The following is an 18,778-nucleotide window of genomic DNA, read 5'->3' as shown; positions in this document are numbered from 1 at the left end:
CCCCGCAAGGCGCCGCCGCGATGACAGACAAGACCGTACTCAACGCCACCCATCGCGCACTGGGCGCGCGCATGGTCGATTTCGGCGGCTGGGACATGCCGATCAACTACGGTTCGCAGATCGAGGAGCATCACGCGGTGCGACGCGACGCCGGCATGTTCGACGTCTCCCACATGACGGTGATCGACCTGCACGGTGCGCGCAGCCGGGAGTTCCTGCGCCACCTGCTGGCCAACAGCATCGACAAGCTGAAGGTGGTTGGCAGGGCGCTCTACTCGTGCATGTTGAACGAGCGTGGCGGCGTGATCGACGATCTGATCGTGTATTACCTCGGCGAGGAATTCTTCCGGCTGGTGGTCAATGCCGGTACGCGCGCAAAGGACCTGGCCTGGATCGAAAGCCAGGCGAAGGCGTTCGACGTGCAGGTGAAGGAGCGCCCCGAGTTTGCGATGATCGCGGTGCAGGGCCCGAATGCCCGCACGAAGGTGCTCGGCCTGCTGCACGAGGTGGATCGTCCACGCATCGAGAAGCTGGGCAAATTTTCCGCCGCCGCCGCGCAGGGCCCGCATGGCATGCCTCTGTTCGTGGCGCGTACCGGCTACACCGGCGAAGACGGCTTCGAGATCGTCGTACCGGAACAACACGCCGTTGCGCTGTGGGACGCATTGGCCGCTGCGGGCGTGAGGCCGGCAGGGCTTGGCGCACGCGACACCTTGCGGCTCGAGGCGGGCATGAACCTCTACGGTCAGGACATGGATGAAAGCGTCCTGCCCTGGGAAGCCAACCTCGGCTGGACCATCGCCCTGGACGAAGGTCGTGCCTTCATCGGCCGCGCCGCCCTGGAGCGGCAGAAGGCTGCCGGCGTGCCGCGCGTGATGGTCGGCCTGGTGCTGGACGACAAAGGCGTGCTGCGCCATGGCCAGAAAGTGTTGACCGCGAACGGCGAGGGCGAGGTCCTCTCGGGAAGCTTTGCGCCCACGCTGAACAAGGCAGTGGCGTTTGCACGCATTCCGGCCGGCGATCCGGGCAACGTACGCGTCGACATTCGCGGTCGCGAAGTGCCGGTGCGGCTGGTGAAGTACCCCTTCGTGCGCGACGGCAAGGCATGCGAGGGGATCTGATCCTCCGGCCCATTTTTCCCCTGCGGTGGATGTGGCTAGAATCACCGTCTGTACCCTGACTCACACCCAATGACTGGACCCCGATCATGAGCGAGATTCCTGGCGATCTGAAATTCCTCAAGTCCCACGAGTGGGCCCGCGTCGAAGACGACGGCCTGGTCCGTGTCGGCATCTCCGACCACGCGCAGGGCCAGCTCGGCGATCTGGTCTACGTGGAACTGCCGGAAGTCGGCTCCGCGGTGAAGGCGGGCACCGGCGCGGCCGTGGTGGAGTCGGTGAAGGCCGCCTCGGACATCTATGCTCCGGTATCCGGCGAAGTCGTCGAAGTGAACGAGCTTCTCAACGACAAACCCGAGATCATCAACGAAGACGCTTTCGGCGACGGCTGGATATTCCTGGTTCGCCCGAGCGATCGAGCCGAGCTCGACGAATTGCTCGACGCGAACGACTATGAGGCGCTGGTCGAGAACGAAGACCACTGAGTCTTCCGTCAAGACGCAAGACAATGCCGGCCGCCCAGTGCGGCCGGTTTTTTTTGAGGAGCTTCGCGAGCGGGTGTGTCCCTGCCGTCCGGCATGATGCCTCGCTCGTGGCAGCGATCCGCCGGCATCGCGCATGCCGAGCATGTGCGCAGCGAAAGATATCGATTCGCACGGCCGCATCGGTCCCGGCCACGCTGTGTTTTTTTCTTTCGGCTTGCATCGCCATCGGCGTCGCGCACGCTACGCGATCTCGGCCCGGTCGATGAGGAAAGCAGGTCGGAGCGATCGGTCTTCGACGACGCCCGTCGGACGCGTCGACGACCCGCTCGCCGAGCGTCGGGCAGCCGGCGGCGGGAAATCTCGTGCGCATCGGGTGGCCGGCGAAAATGATTTCAGTGGCGTTTTGTTCATCTATCGGACGCGCTCCGATCGCCCCGATGTGGTCCGCTGCAACAAGGTGTTTTTCTCGGGACATTTTCGCGCAGCGATGGAGTCATCGTGGCGAAAGCGTTGCCCTGCAATGGTTTCAAGGCCAATAGACGATTTTCGCGGAATGGCGTTTGGAAGTATGGACGTCCAATCGATAATGTCGACTTTCCCTCGCAAGCCTCGTCATAGCGGGGTTCCGGCCCGTTCGGTCGGCAGTGAAGCCGTTTGATTTCATGACTAAAATCAATTGACAGCCGAAATCTTCAGGGATAGCTTTCGCAACAGATCACGGGGAATGCGTTTTATGGCAACAGCAAAATTCATCAAGCCTTATGTCGAGCACGGTGAAAAGGCCAATGCAGTACGCAAGATCACTGTCTCGATTCCGCTGCACGTCTTGCGGCGGCTTTCTGATTTGCGCACCCACCGTCAAGTGAACAATCTTCGGCACGCTACCAACAGCGACTTGCTGGTTGAAGCGTTCCTGCATGCTTTTACTGGGCAACCACTGCCAACTGATGAGGAGCTGAGACGAACCATGGCCACTGCCAAGAAATCCGCCGCAAAGAAACCGGCCGCCAAGAAATCGGCCGCCAAGAAATCCACCGTGAAGAAGGTTGCCGCCAAGAAGCCGGCCGCCAAGAAAGCTGCCGTGAAGAAGGTTGCCGCCAAGAAGCCGGCCGCCAAGAAAGCTGCCGCCAAGAAACCGGCGGCCGCCAAGAAAGCCGCTGTAAAGAAGGTCGCGAAGAAGGCTGCGCCGAAGAAGGCCGCCGTCAAGAAAGCTGCACCGGCCAAGGTGGTCAAGGCCACCAAGACCGCCAAAGCCAAGAAGTAAGCTGCAGGCAACAAGCGACACCATCCAATAAGACAAGTTATCGATATTTCTCTCCCCGCGGTGCCCAGCGCGGGGAGAGCACTTCGAGAAGCCTTCGTCCCGGCCTGGCCGGGACGCTTCGTTTGTGGGCCGGCAAAGTTCGTCGATGCTGCCTCACCAGCCCAGTGCCGGGTCATCGTTCCAGGCTTTTGCAGGCGTCCGCTCGGCCAGCGTGATCCTGATCACCCGCTGCCGGCCCTGGAGCATATTCTTCCTGCGTGTTGTGAAATCACTCACCATTTGCCGTGTCCCGGCATTGGAGTTACCTTTCCCACATCCGCGCCGCGGTGAATCCGGGGATTCGCCGCTCCTGGATCGACAGGGGGAAAAAGCGCGGGTATCTGTCGACACTCAGTGAGAGACCATGGATACCCGATACATACCATTAGCACGCAGGCATGCGCGTGGGGCCGGCCGGCCCGTAGTCATCGCCGTCATCGCCGTCATCGCCCTGCTGGCGGTGGCTGCGTGGTTCCTTATCATCAAACCGCACCAGGATCTGGTGATGGCCGACGCGGGCGGTCATCCATCCACGCCGGTATCCACCGTAACGCGATCGGCGCCACCGCCAGCGAACGTGGCAGCGATGGACGTCAACCAGTTGCTGGCCGAAGCGCGCACGGCCATGAACGAGCAACGCTACCTGGCGCCGACCGGGAACAACGCGTTCGAGTTCTATCTGCGCGTGCTGGAGAAGGATCCCGGCAACAAGGTGGCGTCCGACGCACTGCGGGAAACCTTCCCGTTCGCCGCCACCTCGGCGGAGCAGTCGATCAACTCGCGTGACTTCAACGAAGCACAGCGCCAGATCGACTTGCTGGCCAAGGCCGACCCGACCAACTTCACCCTGACCATCCTGCGTTCCAAGCTGGACGCGCAGCGCAAGACGCTGGACAAGCAGCAGCAGCTGGCGGCTGACCAGGAGAAGGCCCAGCAGCTGGCGGTGCAGAAGGCTGCGGCCGACAAGGCCGCGGCGGACAAGCTTGCCGCCGACCAGCAGAAGGCCGAGCTGACGGCTGCCCAGGAGAAGGCGCAGCAGACGCGTGCAGCACCGTCGGCGGGCCAGCAGGCTTCGACCATTCAGGGTGCAGGCAATACGACCGCGGCTGCCAGCGCGGCCGGCAGCAATGCCGGTGGGCAGACCACGAGTGCAGTATTGCTCAAGGCGGTCGGCGCGCGATATCCCACTGCGGCCATGCGGGCGCGCCAGCAGGGCTGGGTGGTGGTGGAGTTCACGGTCGACCCCGATGGTGGAACCAGCGACGTCAAGGTGGTCGACGCGCAACCGCGCCGCGTTTTCGATCGGGCCGCGATGGATGCGGTGGAGCGCTACAAGTTCACGCCGGCGATGAAGGATGGCGTGGCCGTTTCCAGCACCAAGCAGCAGCGGATCGAGTTCAAGCTCTGAGCGCCGAACCTCTGCAGTGACTCCCAGGACCGGACGGCGCATGTGTCCCATGCGCCGTCTTTCGTTGTGGAGTTGAAGCCAGCTCAGTGGCGATGCGTCGTACGGCGCCTGCGCGGCCTCACCTGTCTTGGCGTCGTCGGTGTTGCCCGCGTCGCCCTGGTCTTGGCGTTGCCCTCGATGTCGGCCCAATCCACATGGGGCAGGTTCAGCAGGTCGTCGAACACCATCGGCATCAGCCCGCTGGGCGTGGGGCCGGTGGAGTTCCACAGCGTGACCACACCGGTTTGGTACTTCGGAAAGAATCCGATCATGGTGCGATATCCGGCCACGGCACCCGCGTGATAGATCAGTGTTTCGCCGCCGTACTCGTACACCCGCCAGCCCATCGCGTAGTGCGCGGCGGTCAGCCGCGCGCGGCGCCATGGCGTGGCATGGAGTTCGCTGGGCGTGGAGACCCCTGGCGCGTGCAGAACATCGAGCAGGGAGGTCGGCAACACATCCGGACGATCGCCCATCTGTGCGATCAGCCATTTCTCCATGTCGCGCAGGCTGGCGTTGACGCCCGCCGCCGGTGCCACGCGGTAATAGGTTTCATTGGGGTCGAACGGTACCCAGCCGCGGCTGGAGGCCCGGTGTGGGCGCGCCCAGCTCTTGCTTGATTCCAGCGCGGCACGGCCGTAGCTCGCCGTGCTCATGCCCAGCGGATAGAAGATGCGCTTGTCCACCTGGCGGTAGAAAAAATCCCCGGTGCGCGCCAGCACCACGTCGCCGATCATGCCGAAGGCGACGTTCTGGTAGCCGTAGCATTGGCCGACGCCGCACACGAGGCTGACCTCGTCCAGTTTGCGCACCAGTTCCTCATAAGGAATGTCGCCTTCGAGCATGTTGTCGTAGGTGTTGCGCGGCAGCCCCAGCCGCTGGCCCAGGATGTCGCTCACCGTGGCCTGCGATGCTGCCTGCATGTCCTTGAGCTTGAAGTAGGGCAACACATCGACCAGTTTGGTGTCCCAGCTCAGCTTGCCATCGTCCACCAGCAAGCCGGTGATGGCGGTGGCGAAGGCCTTCGACAGCGAGGCGAGCCGAAACACGGTTTCGGGCGTGACAGGTTCCCGGGTCGCGGCGTCGGCGTAACCGACCGTGCCTTCGAAAGCCACCTTGCCGTCGACCACCACCGCCGTGACCAGGCCCGCGACGGCGTGGCGCTCACCCAGGCGGTTGAGCCAGCGCCGGTAGTCGGCGATGGTCTGCTTGATGCGTGCCGGGGGGAGATCCTGCGACGCGCTGCGAACCGCGGACGCGGGTGCGGAGACGGCCAGTGCGGCGGTGCTGGTCAGCGTGCAGGCCAGCCCGAGAGCGCCCGCTAGCGACAGAAAAATCTTTTGAAACTGCATGATATTCTGGTGTGATTCCGGCGTGGGGATGCGCCTCAGGGTGGAGAGCTTGGCGATGGGTCTGATCATTTTTCTGGTAGTTGTCGTTCTGATTGTCTTGTACTTCGTGGCGATCTACAACGGACTGGTCACTTCACGCAACAGCTACAAGAACGCCTTTGCGCAGATCGACGTGCAGCTGACCCGCCGGCACGACCTGATTCCGAATCTGGTCGAAACCGCCAAGGGCTATCTCGCGCACGAGCGCGGTACGCTGGAAGCCGTGGTGCAGGCACGCAACGCGGCGGTCAGCGGGCTGGCCGGCGCCAAGGCCAACCCGGGCGATCCGGCTGCGATGCAGCAGTTGGCCAGCAGCGAGAACGCGCTGACCCAGACACTGGGTCACCTGTTTGCGCTGCAGGAGGCCTATCCGGACCTGAAAGCCAACCAGACGATGATGCAGCTCTCCGAAGAGCTGACTTCGACCGAGAACCGGGTGGCATTTGCCCGACAGGCCTATAACGACTCGGTACTGACCTACAACAACAAGCGCGAGGTTTTCCCCGCCTCGGTGGTGGCGAACAGCTTTGGCTTCGCCGCGGCCGAGCCGTTGAAGATCGAGGATCCGGCCGTGCGTGACGTGCCGAAGGTTTCCTTCAGCTGATTGCCGCTGCATCGCGGCAAGCCCGCGATGCACCCCTTCGGTTGCCGGAGCACTCATGGATTTCTTCGCCCAACAGGCGCGCGTGCGCGGAAGCAGCCGGCGGCTGGTCGTGCTGTTCGCGCTGGCGGTGATCGCCATCGTGGCGGCGATCGACGCGGTGGTATGGATCAGCCTGGGTCATCATGCCGCCGATGGCGAACCGGCCGGGTCGAACCTGTCGTTGCTGGTCATCAGCAGCGTCGTGGTGCTGGGCGGCATCGGACTCAGTTCGCTGTTCCGCATCATGAGCCTCGCCGGCGGCGGCAAGACCGTGGCTGAAAGCGTCGGCGCCGTGCCGGTGCCGCCGGATACCCGCGAGCCGCAGCTGCGCCAGTTGCGCAATGTCATCGAGGAGGTGGCGATCGCGGCGGGCGTGCCGGTGCCAGACATCTACCTGATGGCCGGGGAACCCGGCATCAACGCCTTCGCGGCCGGTTATTCCGCCTCGGATGCGGCGGTATGCGTGACCCAGGGCTGCCTCGACAACCTGAGCCGCGACGAGTTGCAAGGCGTGATCGCGCACGAGTTCAGCCACGTGCTCAACGGCGACATGCGGCTCAACATCCGTCTGATGGGGCTGTTGTTCGGCATCCTGGTGCTGGCCATCGTGGGCCGCAAGGTGATCGTGTTCGGCGGCGGACGCCGCAGCGGGCGCGATGGCGGCGGTGGCCAGGTGTGGATGATCGGGCTGGCGCTGATCGTGGTGGGCTACATCGGCTATTTCTTTGCGCGGTTGATCCAGGCGGCGGTGGCGCGCTCGCGCGAGTCGCTGGCCGATGCCTCGGCGGTGCAGTTCACCCGTCAAACCGACGGCATCAGCGGCGCGCTGAAGAAGATCGCGATCCTCAGTGAGGGTTCCCAGCTGCAGGTGGCCAACAAGCAGGAAGTCGCGCACATGCTGTTCGGCGAGGCCGGAAAGTTCAGTGCGCTGTTCGCCACCCATCCACCGTTGCTGCAACGCATCCACGCGCTGGAGCCCGGCTTTCGCGAGGAAGATCTGGTACGGCTGGCGGCATCGTTGCAGCGCGCTGCGCAGAGCCCTCCCGCCTTCGCGACTGCCGGCCAGCCGGGCAAACCGCAAGGCGCACCGGGCATGGTGCAGCCTCCGGTGCTGCCCGTGCTGGCCGGCGCCATCGCGGCAGCCCCACGCTTCCAGCGTGCCGCCGCGGTGCACCAGGCGATGCCGGCCACGTTGACGGCGGCCGTGCAGCAGCCCGAATCGGCGCTTGCCGTGGTGCTGGCGTTGGCCACATCGATGGAAGCGGAACTGCAACCGGGGCAGCGGCGCATCGTTGCCGACGCCTTCGGCGACGACGTGCTGCGGGCCGTGCAGACGATGGCTGGCGAAGTGACGACACTGCCGCCGATCGCCCGCCTGCCGCTCGCCGCACTCGCGTTTCCCGCCTTGAAGCAGCTGCCGGAAGGACGTCAACAGACTCTGCTGGCTGCGCTCGATGCCCTGGTTCGGGCCGATGGCAAGGTCGACCTCAACGAGTATTGTCTGGTCCGGCTGCTGCGCATGCAGTTGCAGGAAGCACGGCAGCCTCGCCGCACGCCGGTCGACGGCTCGAAGAAGCTTCCAGGCTGCCGTGACAGCGTGAGCCTGGTTTGCGCCATCGTGGCGGCAGGCGGCTGTTCCGACGAGGCGAGCGCCCGTCGCGCGTGGCTGTTGGCCATGCAGCACGCGTTTCCTGGCGAGGCGATCGAGTGGTCGCCGCCGCCCGCGGCGTGGCAGGGGCCGCTGGAGCGCGCGCTTGACGATCTGGATGGATTGTTGCCGGTAGCCAAGGAACTGGTGATCCAGAGCCTGCTCAGCGCCATCCGCGCGGACGGCCAGGTCAGCGTGGAGGAGGCCGAACTGCTGCGGGTCATCTGCGCCAGCCTGCACTGTCCGGTGCCGGTGTAGCAACGCGCCGCAAGAAGTCGCTCGCCGCAGGATCGCGCCCCGCCCGAAGCTCAGCCCTCGCCGAGAATCATTGCGCTGGCGCGCTCGGCGATCATGATGGTCGGTGCGTTGGTGTTGCCGGTGGGCAGGGTCGGCATTACCGAGGCGTCGACCACGCGCAGGCCCTGCACCCCACGCACGCGCAGTTCGCTGTCGACCACCGCGCGGTCGTCCCTGCCCATGCGGCAACTGCCGACCGGGTGGTAGACCGTTTCCGCCTTGCGCCGGATGAAATCGGTGTACTCGGCATCGGTGCGCAGCGCGTGTTCGGGGAACACCGGTTCGCCGCGGTAGGCGTCGAATGCTGCCTGGTCGAGGATTTCCCGTGACAGCCGTGCCGCTTCGATCATCCGCTGCAAGTCGTGTTCCGCCGGATCGCTCAGGTAACCGGCATGGATCGCGATCGGCTGGACCGGATCGGCCGAACGCAGCCGCAGCCTGCCCCGGCTGCGCGGATGCAGGTGGCAGGCGTGCATGGTGTAGCCGTAGCCGGGCAGGCGATGGCGGCCGTGGTCGTCGAGCAGCGCGGGTATGAAATGGAATTGAAGGTCGCAGCGTTCGTCGTCGGCCAGGCGGCTGCGCACGAAGCCACCGGCCTCGGCGATATTCGAGCTGCCGGGGCCGTCACGGTGGCGCAGCCAGCGAAGACCCGTGACCAGTTCGTTGAGGTGGTCGTAAGTGATCTTCCGGGTACTGCCGACCAGCGTGCAGATGTCGAGATGATCCTGCAGGTTGGCGCCGACGTCGGGCAGGTCGGCGCACACCGCGATGCCGTGTTCGCGCAGATGATCGGCCGGCCCGAGGCCGGACAGCATAAGCAGCTGCGGCGAATTGATCGCACCGCCGGCCAGGATCACTTCGCCCGCTTCGATGCGTTCCGGTGCGTGCCGGGCGTGGCGCAACTGCACGCCTACGGCACGGCCATGGTCGAGCAGCACGCGTTCAACCAGTGCGTGCGTTCGCACCTGCAGATTCGCGCGCTCGCGCACCGGCTTGAGGAACGCCGTGGCGGCGGAGCAGCGCGCGCCGTGGCGCTGGGTAACCTGGTACAGCCCGAAGCCGGCTTGCTGCTCGCCGTTGAAATCGTCGTTGCGCGCGTAGCCGGCGCCCGCGGCGGCGTCGATCATGGTCGACGACAGCACATTGTGGTGGCGCAGGTCGGAGACGCCCAGCGGACCGCCGACGCCGTGCAGCGCGTTGGCGCCGCGGCTGTTGTCCTCGCTGCGCAGAAACCACGGCAACACCTGCGGCCAGGACCAGCGCGGATCAGCGCACTCCTGCGCCCAGCTGTCGTAGTCGGCAGCCACGCCGCGGATGTAGCACATCGCATTGATCGAACTGGAGCCGCCCAGCGTCTTGCCGCGTGGCCACCACAGCCGGCGCTGGTTGAGTGCGGGCTCGGGTTCCGTGTAGTAACTCCAGTTGAGCCGGCGGTTGTGGCTCAGTCGGGCAATGCCGGCCGGCATGTGCAACAGCGGGTTCCAGTCGGTGGCCCCGGCTTCCAGCAAGAGCACGCGGTTGGCCGGGTTGGCGCTGAGCCGGTTGGCCAGCACGCATCCGGCCGAGCCCGCACCGACGATGACGTAGTCGTAGTTGTCCAAGGGCTCTCTCCGTTGCGCAGAAGGGTTGTGGCTGCATGCTAGGCTTGCCGCGCCCCACGCTGGATGTGCCTGTGAGTTTGCCCCGCCAAGCCGTTGTGGAACAAGCCGCCGCGCCGACCCTGTCCGCGCTGGCGTTTTTTTTCGTGATGACCTCGTACTACATCATCCGGCCCGTCAGGGACCAGCTGAGCGGCGCGGTCGGCTCGCCGTCGCTGCCGCTGTTCTACGGGGCCGTGTTCGTGGTGATGCTGCTGCTGACCCCGGTGTTCGGTGTGCTGGTGGCGCGTTTTCGACGCCGGCAGTTGCTGGGCTGGAGCTACAGTTTCTTCATCCTGTGCCTGCTCGCGTTCGTGCCCGCGTTCATGGCGCAGGAGCACATCGGCGCGCGCGAGCTGGGCGTCGTGTTCTTTGTCTGGGTCAGCGTGTTCAACCTGTTCGTGGTGTCGCTGTTCTGGAGCTTCATGGCCGACATCTTCTCCAGCGGCGCAGCGCGGCGGGTGTTCTCGCTGATTGCGCTGGGCGGCATGGCCGGCGCGATCTTCGGCCCGCTGGTGACCAAGTTGCTGGTGCAGCTGATCGGTGTGGCACCGCTGCTGTTGGTCTCGGCGTTTGCACTGAGTCTATCGCTGGTGTTGTTGCTGCGGCTTTCGGCGCAACACGATCGGCAACCGGGCAATGCTGGCGAGGAGGCGATCGGCGGCTCGCTGTGGGCCGGGGTCAAGGAGCTGTGGTCACGCCCGTTCCTGCGCTACATGGCCTTGCTGATGTTGTTCGGCGACGGCATCGGCACCCTGGCCTATGCGCTGGTGGCCGACTACGCCAAGGCGCACTTCACCAGTACGGTCGCACGCACGTCGTTCTACAACGATCTCGACCTGGCCACCAACCTGCTCGGCGCTGCACTGCAGCTGAGCCTGACGCCGTGGCTGCTCGTGCGCCGCGGTGCTGGCTGGGGACTGGTCGTGCCATCGCTGGTCAATCTGGTCCTGCTGGCCACGGTGGCATTGATCGGTAGCGGCAGCGTGCAATTCTTCGGCTACAGCGTGCCATCGCTGCTGGCGGTGATGCTGGTCATCACGCGCGGCTTCGCTTATGGCATGACCAAGCCGGCGGTGGATGCGCTGTATACGCGCGTGCCGCGCGAGACGCGCTACAAGGGCAAGAATTTCGTCGAGACCGCGGTGTGGCGCTTTGGCGATGTGGTGGTGACCAGCGCGGTCAGCGGCCTGCGCATGCTGGGCTGGGGCGTCGGCGGACTGGCCCTGCTGGGCGCCGGCGTTGCCGCGCTGGCGGCGCTGGTGTCAAGGCGTGCCGGCTGGTCGCCCGATCTGGCGCCGGAAGAGCCTGTGCGGCTCGACAGGGGCGAACCGCCGCCGGTTTGAATCGCGCAGGTTGCGTTGCTCCGATTCGCGACTGCCGGGCTAACTGGTGATGTAGCGCTGCAGATGCTCGATCTCTTCAGCCTGCGCGTCGATCACCGCCTTGACCAGGTCGCCGATCGAGATCACCCCGACGACGCCCTGGCCGTCCACCACGGGCAGATGCCGGACCCGGCTGTCGGTGCACAGGCGCATGCAGTCGAACACGTCGGTATCAGGCGCCACAGTGAGCGGCGAATCGCTCATGATGTCGGATACGGCGGTTTGCGAGGAGGAGCGCCCCTGCAGGATCACCTTGCGTGCGTAGTCGCGCTCGGACACTACGCCGATCAGCTGCTCGCCGCGCATTACCAGCAAGGCGCCGACGCGATGCTCGGCCATTTGCTTGATCGCTTCGAGCACCGGCGCATCGGGCGCAATGCTGAAGACCTTCCTGCCCTTGCTTTCCAGCAGATGCTTGACCTGGCTCATGCTTGGGTCTCCCATCGGCCCGGTCGGGCCGTCTGAAACCAGTCTAGCGCGGCCGTCGCGCACGGTTGTAGCGAAGTTGTGAAGCGGGCTTCAGCAAGGCCATTGGCGGCACCCGCGCGACTTCAGCGGGGTGCTCGCGGAGGCGCGCGGCCTTCGATATAGGCCGGGCCGCCTAGCTGATTCATCTGTTGCTGAATCCAGTTTGCGCGGCGTTGCACATACGCGCTCGGCTGACCTGCGTGCAGGCGGCGCGGACTGGGCAGCACGGCGGCCAGGCGCGCAGCCTGTGCCGGACCCAGCTGCGCCGGCGTGGTGTGGAAGTACGCTTCGCTGGCCGCACCGACCCCGTAGATGCCATCACCGAGCTCGGCGATATTCATGTACACCTCGAGGATGCGCTGCTTCGGCCAGGTGACCTCGATCAGCACGGTGAACCACGCTTCCAGTCCCTTGCGCACGAAGCTGCGTCCGTTCCACAGGAACAGGTTCTTGGCGACCTGCTGACTGATCGTGCTGGCGCCACGCAGGCGCTTGCCGTCATCGGCAGCGTCCATCGCGTTCTGGATGGAATCGAAATCGAAGCCGTGATGGTAAGGAAACTTCTGATCCTCGCCGGCCACCATCGCCAGCGGCACCCAGCGCGACACTTGCGTCCAGGGCACCCAATGCTGGCGCAGGTGGAAGTCGCCCTCGCCATGAACCCAGGCGCCGAGCTGGCGTTCCACCATCACGGCCGACGTCCACGGCGGCACGAACCGCAGCAGCACCACGACCAGCCAGCTCAACGCGAGCCAGGCCAGCACGAGGATGGCCAGCGAGCGCAACAGGTGAAGCCATACGGGGCGAGAAAGAGACAGCATGATGGCGTGTGCGGGAGGATGCTGCAGTATAAGGGGCGTTGTGCTGCCATCGCGGTGCCCCCATCTGGGACGATTGACCGATTGCGAGTGTCCGTTTTGGAAAAGCTGCCTACCGACGATGTGCTGCATGGTTTTTTGCTGGAGAGCGCCGGCGTGCGCGGCACGCTGGTCCGGCTGGGCGCGTCGTGGCGCGACGTGGCCGGCCGGGCGGACTATCCATCGGCGCTGCATGCGTTGCTGGGTGAGGCGCTGGCCGCCAGCGCGCTGCTGACCGCCAACATCAAGCTCGACGGGGCGTTGTCGATCGAGTTGAAGAGCTCCGGCGCGCTGCGGTTGCTGTTTGCCGAATGCAACGACCAGGGACGCGTGCGTGGACTGGCCCGCTGGAACGATCCCCTGCCCGCACCGCTGGCGCTGGACGCGCTACCCGATGCGGTCATGGCGATCACCATAGGCAACGTAGAGCGTGGCCAGCGCTATCAGGGACTGGTCGATCCGCAGCACGTCGGGCTGGCCGCTTCGCTGGAAAACTACTTCGTGCAGTCCGAACAATTGCCCGCACGCATCCTGCTGGCCGTGGACGGCAGGCACGCCGTGGGTCTGATGCTGCAGAAGATGCCGGACGAGGGTGGCCATGCCGCCGCGCTGGATGACGATGCGTGGAACCGGATCGTGCATCTGACCGCGACGCTGGGCCACGACGAGCTGCTGGGCACGGCGCCGGAGCAGTTGCTGTTCCGGCTATACCACGAGGAATCGGTGCGCCTGTTCGAGCCACGCCCGCTGGCGTTTGGTTGCAGTTGCAGCCGCGATCGCGTCATGGCGATGCTGCGCTCGCTGGGGCGTGCCGAGGTGGAGGCGGCGCTGGCGGCGCGCGAGGGCGAGATCGAGGTGATTTGCGAATTCTGTGCGCAGCACTATCACTTCGATCGCATCGATGCCGAACATCTGCTCAGCGACAGCGCGACCGTGGATGCGCCCGACACGGAGCAGTGAATCGGCCGCGCTCGGGGCATGTCCGACCGCAACAATGGAAGCGCGCGGAGTCGACGCTCACAAGGAGCGGATCAGGTCAGGCCAGCAGCAGCGGTTTATCCACCTTCAGCCAGGTCGCCGCCGGTTGCGGCATCGCGAACAGAAAGCCCTGGCCGTAGCGGCAACCCACCCGCAACAGCGCCTGCCGCTGCGACTCATCCTCGATGCCTTCGGCGATCACCTTCATCTGCAGCGAGTCGGCCAGCACCTGGATCGCGCGCACCAGCGCCAGGCCTTGCGTCTCGGTGTCGTCGAGCGGCAGTTCGGTGATGAACGAGCGGTCGATCTTCAGTGTCTCGAACGGGTACTGGTGCAGGTAACTGAGCGAGGAATAGCCCGTGCCGAAGTCGTCCAGCGCGATGCCGACGCCGTGGCTGCGCAGGTTCTGCAGCATCTGCTTGACCTGGGTCGGATTCTCCAGCAGTGCGTGCTCGGTCACTTCGATGCGGATGCAGCGCGTCGGCACGGCGTACTGGTCGAACAGCGCCAGCAGCCTCAGGTCGAGGTCGGCCGAGCGGAAGTGCCGGCCGGACACGTTGATGCTGATGAAGCCCTCGTCGCCGATCAGGCGCACTGCCTGGGTGCAGACCTGTTCGAAGATCTGCCAGTCGATCGCTTCGGCGCAGCCGCACTCTTCGGCGATCAGCAGAAAATCATGCGGTGGCAGCAGGCCCCGCTCGGGATGATGCCAGCGCAGCAACGCCTCGTAGCCGGTGATACGGCCGTCGGCGAGTTCGACGATCGGCTGGTAGAACGGTTCGAACTCGTTGCGGCTGAGCGCGTGGCGCAGATCGCTCTCCATGTCCAGCAGCGACAGCGCCTCGCGGCGCAGGCGATCATCGAACATCGCGGCGCGATGGCGGCCGCCGTCCTTCGCGTTGTACATCGCCGCATCGGCGTCGCGCAGCAATTCTTCCGGTTGGCGGTAATGCGGGTTGGACAGTGCGATGCCGATCGACGCGGAGGTGAATATCTCCTTGGTGCCGAGCCGGAACGGCGTCTGCAGTTCGCTGATGATGCGTTCGGCGATCAAGGTGGCCTTGCCGGTGTCGACGATGCCTTCGAGCAACACCGCGAATTCATCGCCACCCAGGCGCGCGACCACGTCGCGCGTCTTCAGGCAGGCGCGGATGCGGCCGCCGACCTGGAACAGCAAATCATCGCCGACCAGGTGGCCGACCGAGTCGTTGATCACCTTGAAGCGGTCCAGGTCGATGAACAGCACGGCGAACTGCTCGGACGGATTCACGACGTAGCGCTGCATCGCCTGCTCCAGTCGCTGCAGCAGCAAAGTGCGGTTGGGCAACCCGGTCAGCGAGTCGTGCAGGGTCTCGTACTTCAGCCGCCGCTCGACCCGCTCGCGCTCGGCGATCTGCTCGCGCAGGTCGCGATTGGCCAGCGCCAGCGCGCGGGTGCGTTCGGTGACGCGGCGTTCCAGCCCCGCATAGGCCTGCTTCAGCGATGAGGCAGCCTGTTTGCGCTGCAGCGCATTGGCGATGTGATAGCTGACGAACGTCAGCAGTTCCTGGTCGCGCTCGTTGTAAGTGTGTTCGGGCGAATAGCTTTGCAGCGCGAGCACGCCCAATGCCTTGCCGCTCCAGATCAGCGGGACGCCCAGCCAGCAAACCGAACGCGAACCGAAATGGCTGATCTCGCCGCTTTCGACGAGATGGTCGACGACCTGCGCGTCGGCCAGCAGCGGTTTGGCATGACGCAGCACGTACTCGGTGACCCCACGCCCATGCGCACGTGGAGGCCGCACGTTGTCGACATCGTCGACCGAATAAGGGAAGGTAAGGTGACCGCTTTCCTCGTCGAGCAGCGCTATATAGAAGTTGCGGGCGTACAACAGGCCGCTGATCACCTGGTGCATGGCTGCGTAGAACTTCTCAGGGCTTTCCGAGGTATTGGCCAGTTCGGCGATGCGGAACAACGCCGCCTGCAGGCGTTCGCCGCGCTGACGTTGCAACACCTGCTGGCGCAGCACGCGATTGGCCTCGCGCAGTGCCGCGGTGCGATCGGTCACCCGCCGGCCCAGCTCGATATGGGCCTCGCGGCGTTCCAGCGCGGTCTGCACATGCTGGGCCACATAGCTCAGCAACTCCTGGTCCTGGCGCGAGTAATGCGTATCGGCCCGGTAGCTTTGCATCACGATGCCGCCGACCACGCGATCGCCGCGCAACAGCGGTACACCCAGCCAGTGTTCGCAATTCGGGCCAAGGGGAACGAAGTGGTCGCCGAACTGCTGCTTCAATTCCTCGATCGAGCCCATCAGCGGGCGGCCTTCCTGCAGCAAGGTCCAGGTCAGGCTGTGCAATATGTCGTGCAGCGGCACGCCCTGGTCGGGCGAAGGCGGATCGCTATCGGCGATGTCGACGTAATACGGAAAGCGGACGGTGTCGGTGGCCGCGTCGTACAGCACGATGTAGAAATTCTCGGCGTACATCAGGCTGCTGACGATGGCGTGCAGCGAGCGCATCATTTCCGGCATGTCGTGCTCGGCGCCCGCCTGTTCGGCGATCGCATACAACGCGCGCTGCAGGCGTTCGGCCAAGGCCAGGCGGGAGATCGCCTCGTACAGCCGGCTGGTTTCGGCCAGCTGGCGCAAACGGGTGTCGGCCAGCCGACCGAGCCAATGCAACTGGTCGCGCGCCGCCTCGGAGGGGGGCAGGTCAACCCACTCGAGAATCAGCGTGCGGGGGCCCTGCGGATCTTCGGCCAGGCTGAGCTGCCTGGCGGGATGCCCGGGCTGCTCGTCCACGCGGCGCCAAAAAAGCCGGCCCTGGACGGCCAGGTGGGCCATCACCAGTTCGCAACTTTCCACCACGCTGTCGCTGTCGGGGGCCTCGAACAACCGTTCGACCGCCTCGCTGAAGGCCGCAAGATCCCGCACCGCCACAGGAGGCTGGGAGGAACGGATCGTCGGAGTAGCGCTCATGGGGCCAGGTGGGTTCCGGATCGTCGGATCGGCGTCGAATCCCTTTATATCGCGTAACTTGGCTGCCTCGCCAGCGGCGCAACGGCGGGAACTGCGGGTATCCAGGCCGGTCCAAGCTTGACACAAGGCTGTCCAGATCTGTGATTGATTAGCGGTTCTCGGGGTGTTAGTAAAACGTAAAGCGGGATATACTTGCTTCCAAGCGTCCTCATTGCAGAATCATCGACCTCAAGCCATGCGCCGCCTCCTCGCCCTCCTGCTGGTCCTGTTGCCGTTTGCCGCGGCCGGTCAGTCCGTGAGCGGCGACAATGCCGTGGCCGAGCGGCTGCTGGCGCAGCCGCCGGATCAGATGACCGAAGTGGAGCCCGGCGTCATGGTGCCGCTGTGGCGGGGCGCCGATGGCCGTCTGCTGGCGCTCAAGGCCGATCGCAGTTCTGGCGCCGATGCTTTGCTCAAGAATGCGCCGTTGTCGCTGCGCGTGGTCGACGCTGCCAGTGTGATGAGCACCGGGCTGCAATACGAGCTGGGGCCCCGTCTGCAGGCGCACGCAGAAATCAGCGAACATTCGTGGACCAACTATCAGGGTGCGCGTGTACTGGGCAGTGAAGTGGGTGCCACCTATGTAACCGGCCGTTACAGTCTCGGCCTGAGCGTGGGCAGCACCAGCACCCCAGAGAACAACAATGTGTTGCCGCGCGTGCTGCCGGGCGCCGCACCGGGCATCGACGGTTTGTCCGGTTTCGACAGCAGCTCGCAGCTCAGCGCGCGTGGCCGGCTGGCACTGGGCAACAAGAGCGGCATCGACCTGGGCGCCAGCGTGGGCCGCATCCACCTGCTGCCGGGCAACCTGCTTGGCATCAATACGCTGGATCAGAAGGCGTTGAGTTTTGGGGTCGATCATGGCCCGCTCAGTGGGGTGCTGATCGGTCGCACCATGCAGCCGCAGCCCGGCATCCCGGGCAACTTCAGTGCCGACAAGCGCTGGAACAGCATCGATCTGGGCGTGACCTGGCGCCTGCCGTGGCGTGGTTCGCTGAGCGTGGGTGCGCAGAACCTGTGGTCGTCCGGTACACCTGCCAACACCCCGGCCGGCCCGGAACCGGATCAGTCGCGTACGCCGTACGTGCAATACCACCAGGATCTCTGATCTGCCTTCAGGCAGATCCGCCGACAGTACGTTCCGTTCAAACCGTGAGGTGCCATCGCAACCGCGACGGCGTTTTCGCATGAGCGCTGGCAGGGTTTGAGGTCAGTCCTGCTTGCGGACGCGCAGATCGCCGCTGAAGGTCTCGATATTGATCTTGCCGCTGCCGTCGCCCAGGCGAACGTCGAGGGAGCTGCCAGGGCCGTGTTCGGGTTCCTTCGGCGCGCCGAAATCGCTGCGCAGGTCGCCGCTGAAACTGCTGGCGTGCAGGTTGCCGGAAGTGTCGGCAGGCAATTGCCACTGCACATCACCACTCATGCTGTCGATGTTGAGCACGCCGTGGCGAGCCACGCCGCCGGTGAGCTGTACATCACCGGATACCGTGCTGAGCTCAAGCTTCTGCCATGGTCCGCCGTTCGCCTGGATGCGGCCGGAGATGGTTTGCAGCTTTGCATCGCTGCCCAGCGAGGGGGCGAGGATTTCGCCACTCACGGACTGCAGATCGGCGTGTTCCGCATGGCCGGCCAATTCGATGCCCCCGCTGACGCTGTGGACTTTCAGCGAGGGCGTGCGCGCATTGATGCGCGCCTTGCCGCTGACCGTATTGACCTCGATGCTGCCGCCATCCATGCCGTCGATGACCAGCGGCGCGCTGATCACGTCGACGTCGAGGGAGGAGGCCTTGGGCACGTGCAGTTCCAGCGTGGTCGGCGCCATCCTGCTGTCGCCGCCCCAGTTCAACCAGCCGGAACCGCCCTGCGGTTCGACCTTGATCTCCAGGTCGCCATTGCTGCCGGTGATTGCCAGCGGCTTGGCGCCGTCGCCGAGTCGGCCGCTGACCTGCACTTCATTGCGGTCCCACGCGGTCACGCTCACCGTGCCGGCGATATTGCTGATGCTGACATGGGCAGTCGGGGTGGCATCGTGGCGCAGCTGGATCGGCGTGTCGGCCAGGGCCTGGCCGATGCACAAACACAGCAGCAGGGGAAGGTAGCGGGCGGTTCTCATGGTCGTTCCT

Annotated in this window: 15 protein-coding genes; 9 read left to right on the top strand and 6 right to left on the bottom strand. The window is 65.2% G+C overall.

Annotation, left to right across the window (positions count from 1 at the left end):
• Positions 1 to 20: 20 nt before the first annotated feature.
• The 4 genes from gcvT (at position 21) to ACFPME_RS10460 (ending at position 4,314) form a co-directional block, all read left to right on the top strand.
• On the top strand, positions 21 to 1,121 hold the full coding sequence (gene gcvT / locus ACFPME_RS10475; protein ID WP_377304932.1) for a glycine cleavage system aminomethyltransferase GcvT: 1,101 nt from the start codon (positions 21 to 23) through the stop codon (positions 1,119 to 1,121).
• An 86-nt stretch (positions 1,122 to 1,207) separates the two neighbouring features.
• Positions 1,208 to 1,603 (top strand): glycine cleavage system protein GcvH, encoded by a 396-nt coding sequence (gene gcvH / locus ACFPME_RS10470; RefSeq protein ID WP_140648421.1) that lies wholly within the window; start codon positions 1,208 to 1,210, stop codon positions 1,601 to 1,603.
• Positions 1,604 to 2,336: 733 nt separating this feature from the next.
• A complete protein-coding gene (gene metJ, locus ACFPME_RS10465; RefSeq protein ID WP_377304929.1) occupies positions 2,337 to 2,867 on the top strand; it encodes a met regulon transcriptional regulator MetJ in 531 nt (176 codons plus the stop codon).
• Positions 2,868 to 3,270: 403 nt separating this feature from the next.
• Positions 3,271 to 4,314 (top strand): energy transducer TonB, encoded by a 1,044-nt coding sequence (locus tag ACFPME_RS10460; protein ID WP_377304927.1) that lies wholly within the window; start codon positions 3,271 to 3,273, stop codon positions 4,312 to 4,314.
• Positions 4,315 to 4,397: 83 nt separating this feature from the next.
• On the opposite strand, the gene ACFPME_RS10455 is transcribed toward ACFPME_RS10460, so the two are convergent.
• Positions 4,398 to 5,705 carry a serine hydrolase domain-containing protein gene (locus ACFPME_RS10455; RefSeq protein WP_377304925.1) on the bottom strand — a complete coding sequence of 436 codons (1,308 nt, stop codon included), beginning with the start codon at positions 5,703 to 5,705 and terminating at the stop codon, positions 4,398 to 4,400.
• Positions 5,706 to 5,760: 55 nt separating this feature from the next.
• Between ACFPME_RS10455 and ACFPME_RS10450 the strand changes: the two genes are divergently transcribed.
• Together ACFPME_RS10450 and ACFPME_RS10445 are read left to right on the top strand one after the other, a co-directional pair.
• A complete protein-coding gene (locus ACFPME_RS10450) occupies positions 5,761 to 6,348 on the top strand; it encodes a LemA family protein (RefSeq protein WP_377304923.1) in 588 nt (195 codons plus the stop codon).
• A 55-nt stretch (positions 6,349 to 6,403) separates the two neighbouring features.
• Positions 6,404 to 8,293 carry a M48 family metallopeptidase gene (locus tag ACFPME_RS10445; RefSeq protein ID WP_377304921.1) on the top strand — a complete coding sequence of 630 codons (1,890 nt, stop codon included), beginning with the start codon at positions 6,404 to 6,406 and terminating at the stop codon, positions 8,291 to 8,293.
• 50 nt (positions 8,294 to 8,343) lie between these two features.
• Here ACFPME_RS10445 and ACFPME_RS10440 read toward each other — a convergent pair whose 3' ends face one another.
• Entirely contained in the window at positions 8,344 to 9,933 is a 1,590-nt protein-coding gene (locus ACFPME_RS10440; protein ID WP_377304919.1) for a GMC family oxidoreductase, read from the bottom strand.
• Between the two features lie 71 nt (positions 9,934 to 10,004).
• Between ACFPME_RS10440 and ACFPME_RS10435 the strand changes: the two genes are divergently transcribed.
• Positions 10,005 to 11,315: an NTP/NDP exchange transporter gene (locus ACFPME_RS10435; RefSeq protein ID WP_377304917.1), complete on the top strand. Its 1,311-nt coding sequence runs from the start codon at positions 10,005 to 10,007 to the stop codon at positions 11,313 to 11,315.
• A 39-nt stretch (positions 11,316 to 11,354) separates the two neighbouring features.
• Here ACFPME_RS10435 and ACFPME_RS10430 read toward each other — a convergent pair whose 3' ends face one another.
• Positions 11,355 to 11,783, bottom strand: a complete 429-nt coding sequence (locus tag ACFPME_RS10430) for a CBS domain-containing protein (RefSeq protein WP_377304915.1) — start codon at positions 11,781 to 11,783, stop codon at positions 11,355 to 11,357.
• Between the two features lie 122 nt (positions 11,784 to 11,905).
• Positions 11,906 to 12,643, bottom strand: a complete 738-nt coding sequence (mtgA, locus tag ACFPME_RS10425; RefSeq protein WP_377304913.1) for a monofunctional biosynthetic peptidoglycan transglycosylase — start codon at positions 12,641 to 12,643, stop codon at positions 11,906 to 11,908.
• Positions 12,644 to 12,739: 96 nt separating this feature from the next.
• On the opposite strand from mtgA, the gene hslO reads away from it, so the two are divergent.
• Positions 12,740 to 13,639, top strand: a complete 900-nt coding sequence (gene hslO / locus ACFPME_RS10420; RefSeq protein ID WP_377305421.1) for an Hsp33 family molecular chaperone HslO — start codon at positions 12,740 to 12,742, stop codon at positions 13,637 to 13,639.
• A 76-nt stretch (positions 13,640 to 13,715) separates the two neighbouring features.
• Here hslO and ACFPME_RS10415 read toward each other — a convergent pair whose 3' ends face one another.
• Entirely contained in the window at positions 13,716 to 16,616 is a 2,901-nt protein-coding gene (locus ACFPME_RS10415) for a bifunctional diguanylate cyclase/phosphodiesterase (protein ID WP_377304911.1), read from the bottom strand.
• 235 nt (positions 16,617 to 16,851) lie between these two features.
• On the opposite strand from ACFPME_RS10415, the gene ACFPME_RS10410 reads away from it, so the two are divergent.
• A complete protein-coding gene (locus tag ACFPME_RS10410; protein ID WP_377304909.1) occupies positions 16,852 to 17,763 on the top strand; it encodes a hypothetical protein in 912 nt (303 codons plus the stop codon).
• Between the two features lie 102 nt (positions 17,764 to 17,865).
• Here the strand turns inward: ACFPME_RS10410 and ACFPME_RS10405 are convergent, their stop codons facing one another.
• Positions 17,866 to 18,768 carry a DUF4097 family beta strand repeat-containing protein gene (locus ACFPME_RS10405; protein ID WP_377304907.1) on the bottom strand — a complete coding sequence of 301 codons (903 nt, stop codon included), beginning with the start codon at positions 18,766 to 18,768 and terminating at the stop codon, positions 17,866 to 17,868.
• Positions 18,769 to 18,778: the final 10 nt, after the last annotated feature.

Origin of the sequence: Rhodanobacter umsongensis, from assembly GCF_042654965.1 — a bacterium.
GTDB classification, from domain to species: domain Bacteria; phylum Pseudomonadota; class Gammaproteobacteria; order Xanthomonadales; family Rhodanobacteraceae; genus Rhodanobacter; species Rhodanobacter umsongensis.
The sequence above is the reverse complement of the archived record's forward strand: the minus strand, read 5'-3'. Positions and strand labels throughout refer to the sequence as shown.